This window comes from Pseudomonas sp. EA_65y_Pfl2_P74, assembly GCF_963970575.1.
GTDB classification, from domain to species: domain Bacteria; phylum Pseudomonadota; class Gammaproteobacteria; order Pseudomonadales; family Pseudomonadaceae; genus Aquipseudomonas; species Aquipseudomonas baetica_A.
Genome location: NZ_CAXAOQ010000013.1, coordinates 17,600 through 37,503, shown reverse-complemented (window position 1 = coordinate 37,503; position 19,904 = coordinate 17,600). Strand labels below are relative to the sequence as shown.

Genomic DNA, 19,904 nt, shown 5'->3' with positions numbered 1-19,904 from the left:
GGGTTTACATGCCCATTCGGGGCCGTTATTTCAATGTAGGCATTGAGAATGAGGCTCCTTCACGAACACCTGCCGATGGCCAGCGCTGGGTGATCATTTTGCGACGGGTATAAAACCGCACGCCATCCGGGCCATAAGCATGGAGGTCGCCGAACAGAGAGCGCTTCCAACCGCCGAAACTGTGATACGCAACTGGTACCGGCAATGGGACGTTTACGCCCACCATACCCACTTTGATGTTGTCGGTGAAGTAACGCGCTGCCTCGCCGTCACGCGTGAAAATACACGTCCCATTGCCGTATTCATGGTTATCAATGAGATTCATCGCTTCCTGCATTGAGTCGACCTGAATCACCTGAAGCACCGGCCCGAAGATCTCCTCCTGGTAGCTCTGCATCGTCGGTTTTACGCCATCGATCAGGGTGCCACCCACAAAGAAGCCGCTCTCGTATCCCGCGACTTCAGCATTTCGACCATCTACGATGATCCGGGCACCGTCGGCCTCCGCACTGTCGATGTACCCGACAACCTTATCCTTGTGCTGACGGGTGATAACGGGGCCAAAGTCGTTGCTGGCATCTGAATAGGCGCCGACTTTAAGCGCAGCCATGGCGGTGCGCATCTTTTCAACAAGGGCTTGTGCGGTACCTGCTCCTACTGCAACGGCAACCGACAGTGCCATGCAGCGTTCGCCGGATGAGCCGAAAGCTGCCCCTAAGAGCTGGTTCACCGCGTTATCCATGTCCGCATCCGGCATTACGATTGCGTGGTTTTTCGCCCCGCCCAATGCTTGGCAACGTTTCCCATTCGCGGTAGCGAGCTTGTAGATGTATTCGGCAATTGGCGTTGAGCCTACGAAACTTACTGCCTCAATCCGCGAGTCGTTTAACAGAGTGTCAACAGCTTCTTTATCCCCGTTGACTACGTTCATGACACCGTTTGGAAGACCTGCTTCCTGCAGCAGCTGAGCGATGAACAAGGTCGAGCTTGGATCGCGTTCGGATGGTTTGAGGATAAAGCAATTCCCGCAGACAATTGCCATCGGGAACATCCAGAGCGGCACCATCACTGGGAAGTTGAATGGGGTGATGCCAGCCACCACACCCAGCGGCTGGAACTCGCTCCAGCAATCGATGTCAGGGCCTACGTTTTTGCTGTGTTCTCCTTTCAAAAACTCAGGAGCACCGCAAGCGTACTCGACGTTTTCGATGCCGCGCTGCAATTCCCCCATGGCGTCGTGCGAAATCTTGCCGTGCTCTTCGCCAATGAGTTGGCAAATTTTCGCAGCATTCTGCTCCAGGAGTTCCTTGAAGCGGAACATGACGCGAGCCCGCTTGATAGGAGGGGTATTGCGCCAGGCAGGGAAGGCTGCCTGAGCTGCGGAGATGGCTTGTTCAACAGTCACCTTGGAGGCCAGCGCCACGCGCTTGGTAACTTGTCCAGTCGCAGGGTTGAATACATCCTGAAAACGCTGTCCAGCGTCCAGGCGCTCGCCACTAATGAGGTGTCCTACAGTTTCCATTTCATGTTTCCTGATTATTGTAATGTTGGATAACAGCGTTTAACGGTATGGCGTTCAACTACCAAAGCTTGCGATAGAGCTCAGCCATTTGGTCGGTGGTCGGGACGCGAGGGTTATTCCCCGGCGATCCAGAGGCCAAGGCCTGCTGTGCCATGGTTTCGATCTTGTCCATGAACTGCGCTTTATCAATTCCAAACTCTGCCGGGCTGGGGACGTTCAAATCCTCATTGATTGCTTTGAGCTCGCGCAGCAGCTTTTCGTTGGCCGTGGCATCGCTGTCCTGGAGGGTGGCCAAGCCCATTGCGCGAGCACATTCGGCATAGCGCTCAGGTGCTGCAGGGATCGAAAATTCGGTCACGGCCGGCAGCAGCATCGCGTTGGACAATCCGTGGGGAACATGGAAAAAAGCGCCAATAGGGCGGCTCATGCCATGCACTAAAGCTACTGATGCGTTGGAGAAGGCCATCCCCGCGAGCGTTGAGCCGAGCATCATCGCTTCACGTGCCTTCTTATCGGCTCCGGTGCGATAGACGGTTCGAAGATTGGGCCCGATTAATCGCATCGCAGCCAGAGCCTGAGTGTCGCTGTAAGCGTTTGCCTTTTTACTGACGTATGCCTCCATGGCGTGGGTGAGGGCGTCAATGCCTGTGTCAGCCGTGATGCGTCCTGGGAGGCTCAGCGTCAGCGTATAATCGATCAGGGCGGCAACTGGCATAAAGGCCAATCCCACACAAAGCATTTTCTCGTCAGTCGACTCATCAGTGATGATTGTGAATCGGGTGACCTCGGAGCCAGTGCCCGCCGTGGTCGGGACGGCAATCAGCGGCAGTCCCGCTTCGTTTACGATTCGTGGGAACTTGTAATCACGCATTTGGCCGCCGTGCTTGGCAAGCACACCGATAGCCTTCGCACTGTCGATAGGGCTGCCGCCACCCAGCGCAATGATGCAGTCAAAGTCGCCTTCTCCGGCGTAGCGCACACCTGCACTGATCGATGCGACAGTGGGCTCGGGAACGGTGTCATCGAATACGTCAGCATGGATGCCGGTAGAGGAGAGCACTTCTACGATTCTGGCGGCATAGCCCAGCTTGACCATCATCTTGTCGGTCACTACGAGGGGCTTGCGAAGATTTAGGCTTGCTAAAACTGCCGTAATTTCTTCACAAGCATTTTCGCCGATGGACATCAGGCGAGGCAGAACTACTGGGGTAGCCATAAATGCTCCTGTTTTATTTATCTGGTGGAGTAAAAGACACCGTCTCTGCGCAATAGCCGCATAGATTATTTGGGCATGGCTGCCGGCATGAATTGTTTCGACCTCAGGTGGGTCGTGATTGATTCTCGGGTGTGAGAATAAGTTTGTGAAGCAATAAAATGTCAGCCTGACTCCCTGTTTTTTTTATGGGTCGAGGGCGGCTTGCGAGAGGTTTGCTGTTGTTTATTTCAAGAGATCGCCTGCAGCCATAATAAAAATTGACCCTCAGGGCTAATTTATATTGCTGGATTGGTTGTTGTGAGATTTCTAATATCGGTATTACACGGTGGGGGAATACCAAAAAAAGTTGTCGAGAGTTTTTGTCGTCAAATCAGGTGTCAATAGTTACTGATATTGCTTTTCGTCCACTGCCATGACTCTACAACTAGGTCATTAGACCTACTTTAAAACTGCCTCTAAGAAGGATAAAACGAAATGAAGCAGACTAATCCATTGCCGCTTGCCGGCGTTCGCGTAGTCGATTTCGGTCAGCAGATCGCTGGCCCTGCCGTTGCAATGATCTTGGCGGATCTTGGTGCGACAGTGGTGCACATCGACCCTCCTGAGGGCCCTCAGTGGGAAAACCCGGCGAACGCTGTGCTTAATCGCAACAAAAGCTGTATCCGTCTTGACCTCAAGACCGCTGCCGGTCTGGCGCAGGCGAATGATCTGATTGCTCAAGCTGACATTGTCCTGGAAAGCTTCCGTCCGGACGTAATGAAAAATCTGGGCATCGACTTTAAAGAGCTGCGCGCCAGCCGCCCGGAGCTGATCACGCTCTCAATCCCAGGCTTTGCCAGCAACGACACGCTGCGTCGCGAATGGAAAGCTACAGAGGCTGTTGTTGCCGCGACTGCGGGCGCATTCACTGACATGGGCTTCAACCGTGTTTTGCTGGGTCTTAACCCGAGCTTCTCACCACTGCCTCTGGGCTCTGCGTACGCTACCACTCTGGCTGCTAGCGCAGTCGCACTCGCTCTTCAAGCTCGTGAACGTACCGGCCATGGTGATGAGATCGAGGTGCCGGTGGTTGCCGCGTTGATGGAAGGACTGTCCTATAACTCCTACGTAATCGACGGTCTGCCTGAGCGCTATAAGACGATGCGAGAGCTTGAAATTGAGCATCGCAAGGCCAACAACATTCCAATGAATCTCAGCTATGAGGATTTGCAGGAGTATCTCGATCCTTTCTACCGCACCTATTTGTGTGCAGACGACCGGATGTTTTACTGCGTATGCCCGTCGCACCGTAACCATGCCAAGCGTGCGTTGAAAGTTCTCGGCATCTACGATGAACTCGTGGCGGATGGTCTACCCGAAGTATCCGATCTGCATTCACCCATCAGTGAGTGGGATGGCGAGACGTCGATTGGCGTATACCCTCTGCCAAAGAAGTGGGCAGACCATATCTCGGCGAAGATGAAGAAAGCGTTCCTCACCAAAACTTCGGAAGAGTGGGGTCAGATTTTCGGTGAGAACAAGATTCCAGGTGCGCCTCACCGTACCACCCAAGAATGGGTCAATCATGAGCACACCAATACTGCTGGTCTGATCGTTGAGGTTGAAGATCCTGAATACGGCCTGATGAAACAGCCTGGGCCGATCGTTTGGCTTGAAGAGTTCGCAGGCGAAATGGTTAAGCCTCGTCCTCGCAAGAACATATCTTTCGAACAGGCAGTGGTCGAGCTTAAAGAAGCTGCCGCTGAATATCCGGCTACCTACCCAATAGGTAGTGCAACCAAGTCCGAGGTTGGAAAGGGCTGGTTGGATGGGCTGCGGATCCTTGACCTGACCAACGTTATTGCTGGCCCGCACTCAACTGCGTTTCTCGCGCGCTTCGGTGCCGAAGTCATCAAGCTCGACCCGGTTAAGCCTCTTTATGATCCACTGATTGGCACTCTGTTTACCTTCCAGACAGGCATGGGCAAACAAAGCGCTCTGGTTGATATTCTCAGTCCAGAAGGCCGTGGCGCTTTCAACCGCCTGGTTAGCTCAGTGGATATAGTGGTCATCAATGCTCCAGAGCGTCAGTTGAAAGAGCTGGGACTGGATAAGGAGAGCCTGCGTATCGTCAACCCCAACGTCCTGTTCTGTCGCCTCGATTGCTTAGGTGGGCCGCTGCCAGGGCCGAAGTCCAACTTCATTGGTTATGATGATATCATTCAGGCCCACAGCGGAATCATGAGTCGCTTCGGTGGCCCACAAACGCCAGAAGAGCACGCTCACCTAGGCACCCTGGACGTCAACTGTGGTTTCGCTGCCGGCTTGGGTATGGCTGTCCAGCTCTACCATCGGATCAAAACCGGAAAAGTCACCCGTTCGCGCACCTCCCTCTCGGCTGTTACTAACCTCGCGCAAATCTCGTTTGCCTATGACTATGCGGGGCGCGGCGCCTTCAACGAGCCCTCGGGTCGCAATGTGCTGGGCTATAATGCTCTATCGCATTTCTACCAGACGAGTGATGGGTGGCTGTATCTGGACAGCAAGCCAGCAGAAATCGAGATGCTGGAAAAAATCGAAGGGTTGGAAGGCATCGGTAAAGCCTCAGATGTCTCGGCCTTCTTGAAGGAGGTATTCCTGACTGCTCCAGCTGCATACTGGGCTGACCTCCTGCACGAGGCGGATATCGCTGCCGCAGTACCGAATTCAATCGAGCAGCTCCGTGAGCGATACACCCGTGAAGGGGACAACACCGTTGGTATCCACAACGGCAGCTTCGCATTCTCGATTCACCGCAACCACCCAAGCGGCCATTGCCTGACACAGATCGATCACTACGCAATCCGCCCAGTGGATTCAAAAATCTCGGCGGTATCTCTCCCTGAGCGCTGGGGGCATTCAACCAAAGACGTGCTTGCCAGCATCGGATACTCTCCGGCGGAAGTCGATGATTTCGTCCGTCGGGGTATTGCTAGCCTTGGATGGGCAGAGGAGTTTCTGCCAAGCTAATCAATCATCCACGCGCTCGTAGCTGCATCAATTTTTGGCCATGTGTCCACGCCCACATGGCCTTTTTTGCGTGAAGTTGTATGCGTTCAAGCTCGGCATCGGGGAACACGGGAAATGCTCTAATTGCAAAAATACAGGCGGTAAAAATGTAAGCGTTCCGGGAACACACCTTCCGAACTCCAGCATTAAGGACGATGGTGTCCGCGTATTTTTAAGCGGACGCTATAGCCCTTAACGGCAGGACTTCCAATGCGCCAACGAAGCTCTTATCCCAAATCGTTCAAAGCCCAGGTTGTTCAGGAATGCCTGCAACCAGGCGCGACCATATCCGGCGTCGCCATCAGCCATGGCATCAACGCCAACGTAATTCGAAAGTGGATGCCGCTGTACCGGGATCAGCCACCAGCGGTACTACCTGCTTTTATTCCAGTGAAATCTACGCCAAAACGGCAGACTGAAACGTCGGTGGTCATTGATCTACCGTTTGGCGATCAATCGATCACTGTGAAATGGCCAACTTCAGATCCTGAAGGGTGCGCCCGCTTTGTCCGTGGATTCACCCAATGATTCGCATAGATGCCATCTGGCTCGCCACCGAACCCATGGATATGCGTGCAGGCACTGAAACTGCGCTGGCCAAAGTGATTGCGGTGTTCGGTGCGGCGAAGCCGCACTGCGCTTATCTGTTTGCCAATCGCCGTGCTAATCGGATGAAAGTGCTGGTGCACGACGGAATTGGTGTTTGGCTGGCTGCACGCCGGTTGAACCAGGGCAAGTTCTATTGGCCTGGCATTCGGCAAGGCTGCGAAATGGAGCTGGATGCCGAGCAACTTCATGCCTTGGTGCTCGGTTTACCTTGGCAAAGGGTTGGAGCTGGCGGTGCAATCACACTGCTTTAAAAGGCTGTAATTAGCTCCTTGGCCTACTGTCGTAAGCGACCTGCTTTGGTAAAATCCAAGGCATGACTCCCTCGCCCAATCTCGATCACATGACCCCCGATCAACTGCGTGCATTCGCTGCGCAGTTGCTGTCGCAGGTCGACACGATGGGCAAGAAGATCCAGCGGATCGAAACGGTCAACGAACAGCTCACCCACGAAATCGCACTGTTCAAACGCAACAAGTTCGCCAAGCGCAGCGAGCAACTTAGCCCTCATCAGGGCAGCCTGCTCGACGACCTGCTTGATACTGATATCGCAGCAATCGAGGCTGAGTTAAAGGCGGTCAATCCGCCTGCCGCGCCAGCCGAACGGCGTCAGCAGCCCAAGCGTGCGCCGTTGCCGCAGCAGTTTCCACGCACTGTCATCCGCCACGAACCAGAGAGCACCCAGTGCGTGTGCGGCTGCCAGCTTCAGCGCGTCGGCGAAGACGTCAGCGAGAAACTGGATTACACGCCGGGCGTGTTCACGGTCGAGCAACACGTATGTGGAAAATGGGCCTGCCGCGAGTGTGAAACGCTTATCCAGGCGCCGGTACCGGCGCAAGTGATCGACAAAGGCATCCCGACCGCAGGCCTGTTGGCTCATGTGATGGTGGCCAAGTTCGCTGACCATTTGCCGCTATATCGGCAAGAGAAAATCTTTGGCCGTGCCGGCCTGGCTATTGCTCGTTCGACACTGGCGCAATGGGTCGGCCAAACCGGCGTGCAGCTCCAGCCGCTTGTCGATGCGTTACGCGAAACGGTACTTGCCCAAGGAGTGATCCACGCTGACGAAACGCCGGTGCAGATGCTCGCGCCGGGCCAGAAGAAGACCCATCGTGCCTACGTTTGGGCTTACTGCACTACACCTTTTTCGCCGCTCAAGGCAGTGGTTTATGACTTCAGCCCGAGCCGTGCGGGCGAACATGCGCGTAACTTCCTTGGTCAGTGGAATGGCAAGTTGGTGTGCGACGATTTCGCCGGCTACAAAGCAAGCTTCCAGCAAGGCACCACTGAAATCGGCTGCATGGCGCATGCCCGCCGCAAGTTCTTCGATCTGCATGCGACCAATAAGAGCCAACTGGCCGAAAAGGCGCTGCACTCGATTGGCGGGTTGTACGAAATCGAACGGCAAGCGCGGGATATGAACGACGAGGATCGCCGGCGAATACGGCAAGAAAAAGCGGCACCGATACTCAATGCACTGCATACCTGGATGCTGGCCCAGCGCGATCTTGTGCCCGAAGGATCGGCTATCGCCAAAGCACTGGATTACAGCCTCAAACGCTGGATGGCTCTGGCTCGTTATGCCAATGATGGCGCCGTGCCGATAGACAACAACCAATGTGAAAACCAGATTCGGCCGTGGGCTCTTGGACGCTCGAACTGGTTGTTTGCGGGCTCGTTACGAAGCGGTAAACGCGCAGCGGCGATCATGAGTTTGATCCAGTCTGCGCGACTTAATGGGCATGATCCGTACGCATACCTGAAGGATGTGTTGTCGCGGCTTCCAACACAAAAATTGAGCAAGATTACAGAATTGCTACCACATAAATGGGTGCGATCCGACGATCTGTTGAGACCCCTAAATCTAAATTAAGAAAGCCCATAAACAAAGGAACGAGCATGACTACAAGTGAGATCACTAGAGTTCGCGGTGCTTATCAAGGTAGAAACCGATCTAGCGCATACAGAGATTTAGTCTGGACTGTGGCCACCGCCACGGACACCACGCAAAATATTGCTGACCAGACTCGTCAAGCGCTCGAAATCATCGAAGGTAATCTCAACGAGCTGGGGTCAGACAAGCAAAGCATTGTCAGTGCGCAGGTTTACATAGCAAGAATGGCGGATAAGCCTGTGATGGACGAAGTATGGTGTGATTGGTTCGGTGCTAACCCGCAAAGCTGGCCTCAGCGTGCTTGTTTGGGCGTAGCTTTGGAGGGGCGTGTTCTGATTGAGATCACAGTAACTGCTATACGAAAGCAATGAGGCAGTTCTGCCCCTTGCCGCCGCGCACTAGATCATTATTACACCGTGCAAAGCCTTTGATTCACACCGCTGATCGTCCGACAAGGTGTAATGCCTGGACGCTTACGAATGATTGAACTGTAAGTCCGGACAGCACAACTTCCTAATGCCAACGCTTAAGGCGATGGTGTCCACCTACATTTAAGTGGACACCATTTCTAGCCTTTTTAAGCGGATGCCCATGCCACTGGAGCGCCGTTCCTATTTCCAGTCCTTTTGTATGCGTCCGGGCATCACGCCTTGCGTGATTAGACCGGCTGCCACTTATGCGGCAGCAACTGATCGATTTCACTCGCCCGCTGCGTCGGCAGGCGCGTAAGAACATCCTTCAGATACGCGTAAGGATCATGGCCATTGAGCCGAGCAGACTGGATCAAACTCATGATCGCCGCCGCCCGTTTGCCGCTGCGCAGTGACCCTGCGAAGAGCCAGTTTTTGCGCCCCAGTGCCCACGGCCGGATCTGGTTCTCGCACCAGTTATTATCAATGGGGACGTCCCCGTCATCGAGGTAGCGCGACAGCGCTGCCCAGCGTTTCAGGCTGTAATCCAGTGCTCTGCTGATAGCCGAACCTTCGGGCACGAGATCGCGCTGGGCGATCATCCAGGCATGTAGCATATCCATCACCGGCACGGCCTTTTCTTGCCGTATTCGGCGCCGTAAATCCGGTTCCAGGTCGCGGACTTCACTCTCGATTTCGTACAGCAATTGTATGTAGCGCAGGGCTTGCTCGGCGAGCGTGCTCTTGTTGGTCGCGTGCAGTTCGAAGAACTTGCGCCGTGCATGGGCCATGCAACCGATCTCGGTCACGCCGAGTTCGAAACTGGCCTTGTAGCCACCAAAATCATCACACACCAGTTTGCCCTTCCAGTCTTGCAGGAAGTTGCGAGCGTGCTCTCCGGCGCGGCTGGGGCTGAAGTCGTAAACCACCGCTGCCAAGTTCGAGAACTGGCTGGTGGCGTAGGCCCAAACATAGGAACGGTGGGTTTTCTTTGTTCCCGGCATGAGCATCTGCACAGGTGTTTCATCGGCGTGAATAACCTTCTGCCCGAGTACCACTTCGCGCAGCGCATCGACCAGCGGCTGCAACTGAACCCCAGTCACGCCAACCCATTGAGCCAAGGTTGAACGTGGAATCGCCAGGCCCGCTCGACCGAAGATCGATTCCTGACGGTAAAGCGGCAAATGGTCAGCAAACTTGGCAATCATGACGTGGGCCAGCAGCCCAGCGGTCGGGATGCCCTTGTCGATGACCTGAGCCGGAACCGGTGCCTGAATGAGGGTTTCGCAGTCATCGCAGACCCATTTGCCACGCACATGGCGTTCAACGGTAAACACGCCGGGCGTGTAGTCCAGCTTCTCGCTGACGTCCTCGCCGATGCGCTTGAGGGCGCAGCCGCATGGGCAGTGGGTGTTGGTTCGTGATGGATCAGTGTGCGTGGAAACTCAGCCGGTAATGTAGTGCGCTTGGGCTTCTGCTTTTTCTCGGTCGCCGCTGGTACTGTTTGCAAGGCTTGAAGCTCGGCCTCAATCGCGGCGATATCGGTGTCGATCAAGTCATCGAGCAAACTGGCCTGCTCAGGATTCATCTGCTCGCTACGCTTGGCAAACTTCAAACGTTTAAGTTGGGCAATCTCGTGGGTCAGTTTCTCGATCACCGTTTGATCGCGGTTGATCTTCTTGCCCATCGTCTCAACGGTTTTACCCATCGTTTCGACCGTCTTGCCCAGCGTGTCGACCTAGTGGTCAAGCGTCTCGACACGCTGCATCAACTGCGCCGCCAAGGCGCGCAGTTGTTCAGGGGTCAGGTGATCGAGATTGGGTAGCGAAGTCATGGGGCCGATTTTGCCAGAGCAGGCAATTCGCGGCGATAGACCTATAGGCTAATGGCAGCCGTTAAAGCAGTGTGATCGAGCCTCCAGAACCTGCGCGTTGCCATGGCAGACCCAGCACCAATGCCTGAAGTTGCTCGGTATCCAACTCCACTTCAGAGCCTTGGCGAATGCCTGGCCAATGGAACTTGCCTTGGTTCAAACGCCGAGCCGCCAGCCAGATCCCGAAACCGTCATGCACCAGCACTTTCATGCGCGTGGCGCGGCGGTTGGCGAACAGATAAGCACAGTGCGGCTGCGCCGCACCGAACACCGCGATCACTCTGGCCAATGCCGTCTCGGTACCGGCGCGCATGTCCATCGGCTCGGTGGCGAGCCAGATGGAGTCAATGCGGATCACAGAGCAAGCCCTCGGACAAAGCGGGCGCATCCGTCAGGGTCTGAAGTTGGCCACTTCACGGTGATCGACTGCTCTCCCAGTGGCAGCTCAATGATCGCCGACGCTCCAATCTTTTGTTTTGGTTCGACCGGCGTGACTTTCATAGGAATAAAAGCTGGCAGCGCGACGGCTTGCTGGTCACGATAAAGCGGTATCCACCGGCGAACGACATTAGGGTTGATCCCGTGCCTGATCGCGATAGCCGCCACGGAAACACCGGGCTGTTCGCACTCTTGGACGACTTGGGTCTTGAAGGATTTCGGGTAGGACTTACGTTGTCGCATAGCGATCCTGACGTTAAGGGTAATTGCGTCCGCTTAAAAATACGCGGACACAATCACCCTTATTGGCAGGGCGAGGAAGGTGTGTTCCCCGGCCCCTTACGCCTCGAACGCCCGCGGTAAGCCTGGAGATAATTTAACAAGGGCGTCACACATAAGCTGTGCTTATCCCAGTCATTGCTGTGTATGGGCTTTACCTCAAGCTTCATGGGTTTCATGCTTGATTGCAGCACTTTCGCATAAATATTCAATATGGAATGCCGCAATCACATGAAGCGCAAAAATATTCTTTTCATCATGGCCGATCAGATGGCCGCGCCAATGTTGCCGTTCTACGGTTCTTCGCCCATCAAACTGCCCAATCTGAGTCGCCTCGCCGCCGAAGGCGTGGTGTTCGATGCCGCGTACTGCAACAGCCCGCTGTGCGCACCGTCGCGGTTTACCCTCGTCAGCGGTCAGTTGCCGAGCAAGATTGGCGCCTATGACAACGCGGCCGATTTCCCCGCCGATGTACCGACGTACGCCCACTACTTGCGTCGCCTCGGTTACCGCACGGCATTGTCCGGCAAGATGCACTTTTGCGGCCCAGACCAGTTGCACGGTTATGAAGAGCGCCTGACCAGCGATATCTATCCCGCCGACTATGGCTGGTCGGTGAACTGGGATGAACCGGACGTGCGTCCTACCTGGTTCCACAACATGTCGTCGGTGCTGCAAGCCGGGCCGTGTGTGCGTACCAATCAACTGGATTTTGATGAAGAGGTGGTGTTCAAGGCCCAGCAATACCTGTTCGACCACATCCGCGAAGACGGCGACCAGCCGTTCTGCCTCACGGTGTCGATGACACACCCGCACGATCCGTACACCATCCCCAAAGCGTTCTGGGATATGTACGACGATGCCGACATTCCATTGCCTGAAACCCCGCCGCAGTCCGAACTTGACCCGCATTCCCAACGTTTACTGAAAGTGTTTGACCTGTGGGACAAACCGTTGCCTGTGGATAAAATCCGCGATGCGCGCCGTGCCTACTTCGGTGCATGCAGCTATATCGACAGTAACGTCGGCAAACTCCTGCAAACCCTCGAAGATACGGGCCTGATCGACGACACCATCATCGTGTTCTCCGGCGACCACGGTGACATGCTCGGTGAACGTGGGCTCTGGTACAAGATGCATTGGTTCGAGATGGCTGCGCGAGTACCTCTGCTGATCAGTGCGCCCGGGCAATTTGGCGCCGGCCGGGTCAGCGCAGCAGTCTCCACCGCCGACCTGCTGCCGACCTTCGTCGAATTGGCCGGCGGTTCGCTGGAACCAGGTTTGCCTCTGGACGGGCGCTCACTGGTTTCGCACCTGCAAGGGCAGGGCGGCCACGACGAAGTCTTTGGCGAATACATGGCTGAGGGCACCATAAGCCCGCTGATGATGATTCGCCGCGGCGCTTACAAATTCATCTACAGCGAAGACGACCCTTGCCTACTCTTTGATGTGCACAACGATCCGCGCGAGCAGGAAGAACTCAGCCAGTCGCCGCAACACCGGTCGCTGTTCGAGGAGTTTCTGGCCGACGCGCGTGCCAAATGGAATATTCCGCTGATACACCAGCAGGTGCTCGCCAGCCAGCGTCGTCGGCGTTTCGTCGCCAAAGCGCTGACCATCGGCAAGCTGAAGAGCTGGGATCACCAGCCGCTGGTCGACGCCAGTCAGCAGTACATGCGCAACCATATCGACCTAGATGATCTGGAGCGCAAAGCACGTTATCCACAACCCTGCCAAAACCAATAATGTTAAGGGGAAGTCAATGCAAAAGTTTTCTATAGTCCTGACGGTAGGGCTACTGGCGCTGGGCAGTGCCTCGGCGTTCGCCGAGCAAGACTGCGACACCGTAAAGATGGCCGACCCGGGCTGGAGCGACATTGCCGCGACCAATGCCATTACCGGTTTTTTGCTGGACGGCATGGGCTACAAGGCTAAGGTCAACACTCTGGCGGTACCGATCATCTATGGCGGGCTCAAGGATGGTCAGGTTGACGTTTTTCTGGGTAACTGGATGCCAGCGCAACAGGGCTTTTACGACAAGTTCGTGGCCACTGGCGATGTCACTCAGTTGGTAAAAAACCTCGAAGGCACCGAGTTCACTCTTGCCGTCCCCGATTACGTCTGGGACGCCGGTGTGCGTGACTTTACCGACTTGAACAAGCATGCCGACGAGTTCCAGAAGAAGATTTATGGCATTGGCTCGGGCGCTCCGGCCAATATCTCCTTGCAGGAAATGATTAAGAAGAACGACTTTGATATGGGTCAATGGAAGCTCGTTGAGTCCAGTGAGCAGGCGATGCTGGCCGAAGTGTCCCGCGCGGTGAAAAAGAAGAAGTTCGTGACCTTCCTCGGCTGGACACCGCACCCGATGAACGTGCAGTTGAAAATGCATTATCTGAAGGGTGGCGAGAAATACTTCGGTGACACGGGCAGCGTCTACACCCTGACCCGCAACGGATATGCACAGGCCTGCCCGAACGTTGGCAAACTGCTGACCAACCTGAGCTTCACCCAGGACATGGAGAACAGCATCATGGCGGAGGTGGCGAACAAGAAGATCAGCAATGCCGTCGCGGCCATGGAATGGATCAAGGCCAATCCAGCGGTGCTGGATAAATGGCTGGATGGCGTGAAGACCGTGGATGGGAAGGACGCGTTGCCGGCCGTAAAAGCGAAGTTGTAAGGGTTGTATGTGGCGAGGGAGCAAGCTTCTCGCCACGATAATCGCGCCGTCCTGATACCCTTACGCAGACCCACCCGAGAGGATCCATGGCCTTCCCCAGCCTCCATTCACTTTTCCCGTTCCTGACCTGGCTGCCGCGGCAAACCCGCGCCAGCGTCTGCCGAGACCTGATCGTCGGCCTCAGCGGTGCAATTCTGGCCTTGCCGCAATCCGTTGCCTATGCCCTGATTGCCGGACTTCCACCAGAGTATGGCTTGTACGCCGCGATCGTCCCGGTGCTGATTGCCTGCCTGTGGGGATCGTCCTGGCATCTGATCTGCGGCCCTACGGCGGCCATCTCCATTGTCCTGTACGCCAGCGTCAGTCCCCTGGCCGTTCCCGCGTCAGAAGACTACGTCATGCTGATACTGTTGCTGACGCTGCTCGCCGGTATCTTCCAGTGGCTATTGGGGTTACTGCGTTTTGGTGCCTTGGTGAATTTCGTCTCACACTCGGTGGTGTTGGGTTTCACTCTTGGCGCGGCCGTGGTGATTGCCATCGGTCAACTGCCGAACCTGCTGGGACTCGACGTGACCAACGAGGCGACAGCGATGAGCAGCTTCCTGATGCTGTTCAAGCACCTGGGCGAAGTGGATAAACCCTCCCTCACGTTGGGGCTGGGGACGGTAGCGGTGGGCGTGATCCTGAAATTGTTGCTGCGCCGCTGGCCGACCCTGTTGATCACCCTGATCCTGAGCGAGCTGCTGGTCTGGCTCTGGCCAGCCATGTTCGGTCATGTGAAGCTTGTCAGCGCGTTCGTAGGACGCCTGCCTCCCTTCAGTCCATTGCCGCTGGATATGGACTTGATCCTGCGTCTGCTGCCCAGCGCTGTAGCGGTCGGGATGCTCGGTCTGGTGACAAGCCTGTCGATTGCCCGTTCCTTGTCAGCCCGTTCGCAGCAACTGCTCGATGCCAATCAGGAAGTCCGCGCCCAAGGGTTATCGAACATCGTGGGGGCGTTCTTTTCCGGCTCTCTATCAGCCGGTTCCTTCACCCGTTCAGGCCTGAGCTACGAGTCCGGCGCCTGCTCGCCGCTTGCCGGGGTTTTTTCGGCGCTGTGGGTGGCGCTGTTTGCCATCTTCGGCGCGAAGGTGATCGCGCATATCCCCATCCCCGCCATGGCCGGCAGCATTCTGTTGATCGCCTGGGGTCTGGTGGACACTCGCGGGATTCGGGCGCTGTTGCGGGTCAGCTGCGCGGAGTTTGTGGTGATGGCTCTGACATGTATCGCTACGCTGCTGCTGGAACTGCAGACGGCGATCTACGCCGGCGTTTTGGCTTCGCTGTTTTTTTACCTCAAGCGCACTTCCCAGCCGCGGGTGAAGCACTGGCGCGACGGGGATGAAGACATTCTGCAAGTCGGCGGATCGATCTTTTTCGGCGCCAGCCATTACCTGCAGTTGCGCCTGCAACGGATGCACGGCGTACGTTTAGTGATCGAGGCGCAGCAAATCAACTTCATCGACTATTCAGGTGTGGAGATGCTGCACCAGGAAGCGCGGCGACTGTTGCAGCAGGATCGCAGCCTTACCCTGCGCGGGGCGAGACCACCGGTGGTGGAGGAGTTGAGAAAACTGGAAGGGGCGGAGAAATGCCCAATCCGGTTTGAAGACTGATCACGAGGTCGGTGCCGTTTCCATCGCGGGCAAGAACCCAGTGTGGGAAATGCTTTGGCGATGGGAGGTATGTCGCCATCCTCGCGAGATACGCCGATGGGGGAAAAATCGTTATTTCAAATGCTTATCTATCTAAAGGGCCGAGCCACCTGTATCGGGTGTTTCTACAGCAAGGTGGCCGCTGCTGCGCATGCCTCACACCGGTCACCAAAGACACACCATGGCATTGACGACATGTTGTGAAGCTGAGTCTCGGAGCACGGATGCGGTCGCCAATCTCGAGACCAACTACCTGCGGTGCCCATGGGATGTGCGATTTGCCAACGTCGACGATGTAAAACCAAGTGCCCAAGTAGAGGCTTGAGCCGTGTGCTGGGAAACTCGCATGAACGGATCTTGGAGGGACGCGGGTAACCGCTTCTGACCGCCCGACAACTAAATCCGACAGTGGGCACTGGGACGCTCGAATTGTTTGTTTGCCGGATCGCTACGTTGCGGTAAACGTGCGGGGGCGATCATGAGTTTGATAAAGCCGACGCAGCTCAACGGGCATGATTCGTATGCTTACTTGAAGGATGTTCTTGCACGCCTGCCGACGCAGCGTGCTATGGAGATTACCGAACGGCTACCGCACATGTGAGCGCCCGTTTAATCATGCAATGTATGTTGCGTGGGCGCTTACATTGAACTGTCTAGAGCGAAAGGATGTTGCTCGGTGGGGAGTCATGCGGGCTCTTCGCCAAGGTGGCAGGGGAGTCGTGCGGGATCCGGACATGAGCAAGACCACTGCCGCTGGAACCGGCCCTAAAATTGGCACCCGTCACGGTGGAATGGTTTTCTTGGTGGGCCAACCCGCCCTTTAAATGGGCGGGTTGGAGCTGGTAGGAATTTTTCGATAATGTGACGATCCATCGTTATTGCTACTCCCCGACATTGCCTACACGCGCCGTCGTAACCGAAGATCAATATTGCGGTGAACGAACCCATGGAGCGCCTTTACTCATCGTGTCGCTGGATGCTGACTGAATCCTTAAAGCAACTTGGCCTTCACCGCTTCTAAGCCAGACCCACCCTCCCTAGTTGTCACCCTCGATAGCCATGTATTCAGAATCTGAGGATTAGCTTTGAGCCAGGCCATTGCCGCTGCTTGAGGCGCCATTTTGTCTTCAAGAATTGAACCCATGATTCGGTTTTCCATATCTACATTGAAGCTCATGTTTTTGAGGAGTTGCCCCACGTTCTGACACTCATCCACGTAGCCCTTACGGGTAGTGGTATACACCGTAGCTTGACCGAAATTGGGCCCAAAGAAGTCATCCCCTCCAGTCAAGTATTTCAACTTGAAACGGTTATTCATTGGATGAGGTTCCCAGCCTAGGAACACAATCCCTGAATTTCGCCTCGCTGCCCGCTCGACTTGGGAAAGCATTCCTGCCTCACTGGAGGCTACTAGGGTGAACCCTGCATCTTTCAAGCCGAAGGCGTTTTCATCGATTGCTTTCAGAATCGCATTGTTTCCGCCATCACCGGCTTCTGGCCCGTAGATCTTCTGACCTAGCTCATCTTTAAATTTAGCGATATCCGAGAAGTCCTTCAGCCCCGAATTCCAGAGGTTTTCAGGCACTGCCAGCGTATACTTGGCGTTTTCCAGGTTTACTCGCACTGTATCGATGGTACCAGCGTCCCGATATGATTTCAGTTCAGACTCCATGGTCGGAATCCAGGTTCCTAAAAAAACATCCAGATTCTTACCTTCGGCCAAAGCCTTGTACGTAAGTGGAACCCCGAGCGAAGTCACTTTTGTTTGGTAGTCGAGTGCTTTCAGGATCGTCGTGGCGAGTGCGGTGGTACTTTGAATGTCAGTCCATCCCGGGTCTGCGAATTTAACCAGTCGGCATTGGTCTGGCTCCGCAGCTTGGCTGACGAAAGACGCTGAAAGAGCGATTAGAAATAACGTTGGAGATAATGCGTTCATGGTGCAAATTCCTCAAGATAATTTAAGAGAAAGGCGGCAGTTATTTATTTGTTTTTCTGATTTTTCTGTTGTGAATTGATTTTGTTATTTCGCAGTATTATCTTCCGGCCAGCATGGTTTAGTTATACTCTTTGCGTTTGCTGAAACGCCGATCTGCGCATTGCACGATAAGATGTGCAATTTTTTCTGACTCGCATGCTTGTTGCCAGCCTTGGTTAAGGGCTTCTCATTGGCGGTGTGCATCTGTCAAAGATTGATAGGTGCAAAAAAACAAAGTTAGGACGCTTAAGTCTCTTGGGTATAAATGGGCTATACATCTGTACCTCCCTAGCTGGTTCGTTTTCCATTTGATCCCAAAACGCTCAACAATATATCGATAGGCAGTTCACTGCGGAAACAGCGGCAACAACCGGCTTCGTTGCTGGCTTACTTTCCGTGGGGCCATCAGCCATCTATGTCGGCCCTTATCGCCGGCGTCGGGAGGCGAGCGGTGCGGCGTTGGCCTTATTTGCCGGCTGACCGTCAGCCCATCTGGCCGGATTCGACGGTACCGAATGAGTCCTGTCGGAGGCACTCACCGCGAGCAACGCAAATACAGACGGGCATCCATGAAAAATCGCAGCAACCATCGGCAGGCTAAAGCAGGAAATCACAAGAACGCTATGTCCCTCGGCCAGGCGACGCGAGCGAGCTAAACCGGATCGTTTCATATTCACAAGTCTAGGATCAGATTTTCGGACTTTGCACGCGAGCAACATAGGGCAATTAGCTGTCCAGAGTTTCGTTCCGTCTGCGTTAAAACACTGTCTCGGTGATCCGGCTTGCCGCTCAACACCGGGGTCAGGCAAGAACCGCAATACCCCTCTTCGCATAGTGTTCGTACCGTCACACCGTTATCGGCCAGTACCTGAAGTATTGATTGGCCAGGGGGCACGGCAAACGACTTTCCGCTGCTACCGATTGTTACCGTAAATTCTGAGTCGCTTTCGTGATATCGTACTGCACTTGGATCCGCCCCGAACAACTCGTAGTGCACCGTCTCCGGGGAGCAGCCTCGGGCCGCACTCTTGACGGCCTCCACAAGCCCTAGTGGGCCGCATACGTACACGTGGCAATCTTCCTCGCGATCTTTCACCAGACTGGACACATCTAAGCGCCTATCTTCTGTTGCTTTGTCATGAATAAACGTTACATTATCGCGCAGGGTTGAAGTTACTATTGAGTTATAATGCGCAGTTTCCTCGACTGAGCGCGCGCAATAATATAAATGATACCTGGATCCGATTTGTTGCAGGCGTCTCGCCATCGACAGGATAGGGGTAATACCGATGCCGCCGGCAATAAGAATAACTTTGCCAGCCGATTCGTGGAGTCTGAAATTGTTGGCAGGGCCTTCTGCTTCTATAGTATCTCCGATCTTCCAGTTATCATGTATCCATTGCGACCCACCTCGTCCTTCCTGCTCCCTAAGAACCGAGATCAAATAATGATCCGACGAGCCAGGGGTATTTGCTAACGAGTACTGTCTACTTATAGTATCGGTTACGCGCACGGTAATGTGAGATCCAGCCGAGAACTCCGGCAGCGACGTTTCTGCCGATGCGTTAACCAGGTAAAAGCTTCGAATAGACGCCGTTTCGTCAGATATTTTCGAGATTTTCAAATACATGACAAGAAGCTCCTTTACCGCTACGATGCAGTCTCGATTTTATGAATAAATCTTCATTCAACTCTGTCCGATCCAGCATTGCGCCCCATGTGGGGGGCGGAACCTAGATTGAGGGGTTCAGTGAGTTGAACAGATAGTTCGAATAACATAAGCTAATCTTTCTATGCTGACCAACAACCATTCCTTGGGCATTCGGATAAATAATTCTTATGAAAGCTATCGACGAAAGCTTCCTCCGCTGGATCCGTTGATCGCGTTCGAGGCATCGGCTGCCACCTGAGTTTCACGAAGTTTGGGCAGAGTTACGTCTCGCCCAAGCCGCGATAAGTCAGCAGTTTCAATCACTTGAAAGCTGTTTAGATGTAATGCTATTCATCAGAGCCAATCGTTCGGTTAGTCTTATCCCTAGGGCACAACTTTCAACACGTGGTCGCAACAGCGCTCGCGAACCTCGCCAGCGCAACGACCGACCTACAGACCAAGGGAGATGAGAGCACCTTTACGAAGGATGCGACCAAGCTATCGGCAATATGCTTATGATGCCGAGATACCCGATTTAACGGCCGCCTTGGCCGCGGCTAATGATTTCAGACGTCGAAAAGAATTGTCTTGCAACCGATGTAGACGCAGCAATCATCTTTGGTGACGGTGCGTAGC

15 protein-coding genes and 2 pseudogenes are annotated in these 19,904 nt (G+C 54.8%); 10 read left to right on the top strand and 7 right to left on the bottom strand.

The window, feature by feature from the left end:
• Positions 1 to 25 precede the first annotated feature (25 nt).
• Positions 26 to 1,522: a CoA-acylating methylmalonate-semialdehyde dehydrogenase gene (locus AACY18_RS12550; protein ID WP_339465003.1), complete on the bottom strand. Its 1,497-nt coding sequence runs from the start codon at positions 1,520 to 1,522 to the stop codon at positions 26 to 28.
• 58 nt (positions 1,523 to 1,580) lie between these two features.
• Positions 1,581 to 2,738 carry an iron-containing alcohol dehydrogenase gene (locus AACY18_RS12545; RefSeq protein ID WP_339420482.1) on the bottom strand — a complete coding sequence of 386 codons (1,158 nt, stop codon included), beginning with the start codon at positions 2,736 to 2,738 and terminating at the stop codon, positions 1,581 to 1,583.
• Positions 2,739 to 3,212: 474 nt separating this feature from the next.
• Between AACY18_RS12545 and AACY18_RS12540 the strand changes: the two genes are divergently transcribed.
• The 5 genes from AACY18_RS12540 (at position 3,213) to AACY18_RS12520 (ending at position 8,636) form a co-directional block, all read left to right on the top strand.
• Positions 3,213 to 5,726 (top strand): CoA transferase, encoded by a 2,514-nt coding sequence (locus AACY18_RS12540; RefSeq protein ID WP_339465001.1) that lies wholly within the window; start codon positions 3,213 to 3,215, stop codon positions 5,724 to 5,726.
• A 249-nt stretch (positions 5,727 to 5,975) separates the two neighbouring features.
• Entirely contained in the window at positions 5,976 to 6,293 is a 318-nt protein-coding gene (gene tnpA, locus AACY18_RS12535) for an IS66-like element accessory protein TnpA (RefSeq protein WP_339465000.1), read from the top strand.
• The gene (tnpB, locus tag AACY18_RS12530; RefSeq protein ID WP_339464999.1) at positions 6,290 to 6,625 is read left to right on the top strand and encodes an IS66 family insertion sequence element accessory protein TnpB; all 336 of its coding nucleotides are present in this window, start codon (positions 6,290 to 6,292) and stop codon (positions 6,623 to 6,625) included. Before tnpA (AACY18_RS12535) ends, tnpB (AACY18_RS12530) begins: the two co-directional genes overlap by 4 nt.
• A 62-nt stretch (positions 6,626 to 6,687) precedes the next feature.
• Positions 6,688 to 8,244: an IS66 family transposase gene (tnpC, locus tag AACY18_RS12525; RefSeq protein WP_339464998.1), complete on the top strand. Its 1,557-nt coding sequence runs from the start codon at positions 6,688 to 6,690 to the stop codon at positions 8,242 to 8,244.
• Between the two features lie 26 nt (positions 8,245 to 8,270).
• Positions 8,271 to 8,636, top strand: a complete 366-nt coding sequence (locus AACY18_RS12520; protein WP_339464997.1) for a RidA family protein — start codon at positions 8,271 to 8,273, stop codon at positions 8,634 to 8,636.
• Positions 8,637 to 8,923: 287 nt separating this feature from the next.
• Here AACY18_RS12520 and tnpC (AACY18_RS12515) read toward each other — a convergent pair.
• The 3 genes and pseudogenes from tnpC (AACY18_RS12515) to tnpA (AACY18_RS12505) all read right to left on the bottom strand — a co-directional run bounded on the left by tnpC (AACY18_RS12515) (position 8,924) and on the right by tnpA (AACY18_RS12505) (position 11,229).
• Positions 8,924 to 10,509 (bottom strand): annotated as a pseudogene (gene tnpC, locus AACY18_RS12515) (IS66 family transposase).
• A gap of 61 nt (positions 10,510 to 10,570) precedes the next feature.
• Positions 10,571 to 10,906, bottom strand: coding sequence for an IS66 family insertion sequence element accessory protein TnpB (gene tnpB, locus AACY18_RS12510; RefSeq protein ID WP_265536883.1), 336 nt, complete (start codon positions 10,904 to 10,906; stop codon positions 10,571 to 10,573).
• The gene (tnpA, locus tag AACY18_RS12505; protein ID WP_265536884.1) at positions 10,903 to 11,229 is read right to left on the bottom strand and encodes an IS66-like element accessory protein TnpA; all 327 of its coding nucleotides are present in this window, start codon (positions 11,227 to 11,229) and stop codon (positions 10,903 to 10,905) included. Before tnpA (AACY18_RS12505) ends, tnpB (AACY18_RS12510) begins: the two co-directional genes overlap by 4 nt.
• 267 nt (positions 11,230 to 11,496) lie before the next feature.
• Here tnpA (AACY18_RS12505) and betC point away from each other — a divergent pair, with 267 nt between their 5' ends.
• The 4 genes and pseudogenes from betC to AACY18_RS12485 all read left to right on the top strand — a co-directional run.
• Positions 11,497 to 13,011: a choline-sulfatase gene (betC, locus tag AACY18_RS12500; protein ID WP_339464996.1), complete on the top strand. Its 1,515-nt coding sequence runs from the start codon at positions 11,497 to 11,499 to the stop codon at positions 13,009 to 13,011.
• A gap of 16 nt (positions 13,012 to 13,027) precedes the next feature.
• Positions 13,028 to 13,948, top strand: coding sequence for a choline ABC transporter substrate-binding protein (choX, locus tag AACY18_RS12495; protein WP_339464994.1), 921 nt, complete (start codon positions 13,028 to 13,030; stop codon positions 13,946 to 13,948).
• 86 nt (positions 13,949 to 14,034) lie between these two features.
• Positions 14,035 to 15,603 (top strand): SulP family inorganic anion transporter, encoded by a 1,569-nt coding sequence (locus tag AACY18_RS12490; RefSeq protein ID WP_339464993.1) that lies wholly within the window; start codon positions 14,035 to 14,037, stop codon positions 15,601 to 15,603.
• Positions 15,604 to 16,042: 439 nt separating this feature from the next.
• Positions 16,043 to 16,243, top strand: a pseudogene (locus AACY18_RS12485) (transposase domain-containing protein); the annotation flags it as partial.
• Between the two features lie 390 nt (positions 16,244 to 16,633).
• On the opposite strand, the gene choX (AACY18_RS12480) reads toward AACY18_RS12485, so the two are convergent.
• Positions 16,634 to 17,578 carry a choline ABC transporter substrate-binding protein gene (gene choX / locus AACY18_RS12480; protein WP_339420487.1) on the bottom strand — a complete coding sequence of 315 codons (945 nt, stop codon included), beginning with the start codon at positions 17,576 to 17,578 and terminating at the stop codon, positions 16,634 to 16,636.
• Between the two features lie 712 nt (positions 17,579 to 18,290).
• Complete coding sequence (locus tag AACY18_RS12475; RefSeq protein ID WP_339420488.1) at positions 18,291 to 19,247, bottom strand: PDR/VanB family oxidoreductase; 957 nt, start codon at positions 19,245 to 19,247, stop codon at positions 18,291 to 18,293.
• Between the two features lie 269 nt (positions 19,248 to 19,516).
• Between AACY18_RS12475 and AACY18_RS28045 the strand changes: the two genes are divergently transcribed.
• Entirely contained in the window at positions 19,517 to 19,738 is a 222-nt protein-coding gene (locus tag AACY18_RS28045; protein ID WP_445261953.1) for a helix-turn-helix domain-containing protein, read from the top strand.
• Positions 19,739 to 19,904 lie beyond the last annotated feature (166 nt).

Bases quoted from the DNA above. Each gene is read 5' to 3' on its own strand.
- AACY18_RS12475 (WP_339420488.1), bottom strand. From the start codon at position 19,247: ATGTATTTGAAAATCTCGAAAATATCTGACGAAACGGCGTCTATTCGA.
- AACY18_RS12545 (WP_339420482.1), bottom strand. From the start codon at position 2,738: ATGGCTACCCCAGTAGTTCTGCCTCGCCTGATGTCCATCGGCGAAAAT.
- tnpA (WP_265536884.1), bottom strand. From the start codon at position 11,229: ATGCGACAACGTAAGTCCTACCCGAAATCCTTCAAGACCCAAGTCGTC.
- tnpA (WP_339465000.1), top strand. From the start codon at position 5,976: ATGCGCCAACGAAGCTCTTATCCCAAATCGTTCAAAGCCCAGGTTGTT.
- betC (WP_339464996.1), top strand. From the start codon at position 11,497: ATGAAGCGCAAAAATATTCTTTTCATCATGGCCGATCAGATGGCCGCG.
- choX (WP_339420487.1), bottom strand. From the start codon at position 17,578: ATGAACGCATTATCTCCAACGTTATTTCTAATCGCTCTTTCAGCGTCT.
- choX (WP_339464994.1), top strand. From the start codon at position 13,028: ATGCAAAAGTTTTCTATAGTCCTGACGGTAGGGCTACTGGCGCTGGGC.
- AACY18_RS12490 (WP_339464993.1), top strand. From the start codon at position 14,035: ATGGCCTTCCCCAGCCTCCATTCACTTTTCCCGTTCCTGACCTGGCTG.
- tnpB (WP_339464999.1), top strand. From the start codon at position 6,290: ATGATTCGCATAGATGCCATCTGGCTCGCCACCGAACCCATGGATATG.
- AACY18_RS12550 (WP_339465003.1), bottom strand. From the start codon at position 1,522: ATGGAAACTGTAGGACACCTCATTAGTGGCGAGCGCCTGGACGCTGGA.
- tnpC (WP_339464998.1), top strand. From the start codon at position 6,688: ATGACTCCCTCGCCCAATCTCGATCACATGACCCCCGATCAACTGCGT.
- AACY18_RS12520 (WP_339464997.1), top strand. From the start codon at position 8,271: ATGACTACAAGTGAGATCACTAGAGTTCGCGGTGCTTATCAAGGTAGA.
- AACY18_RS12540 (WP_339465001.1), top strand. From the start codon at position 3,213: ATGAAGCAGACTAATCCATTGCCGCTTGCCGGCGTTCGCGTAGTCGAT.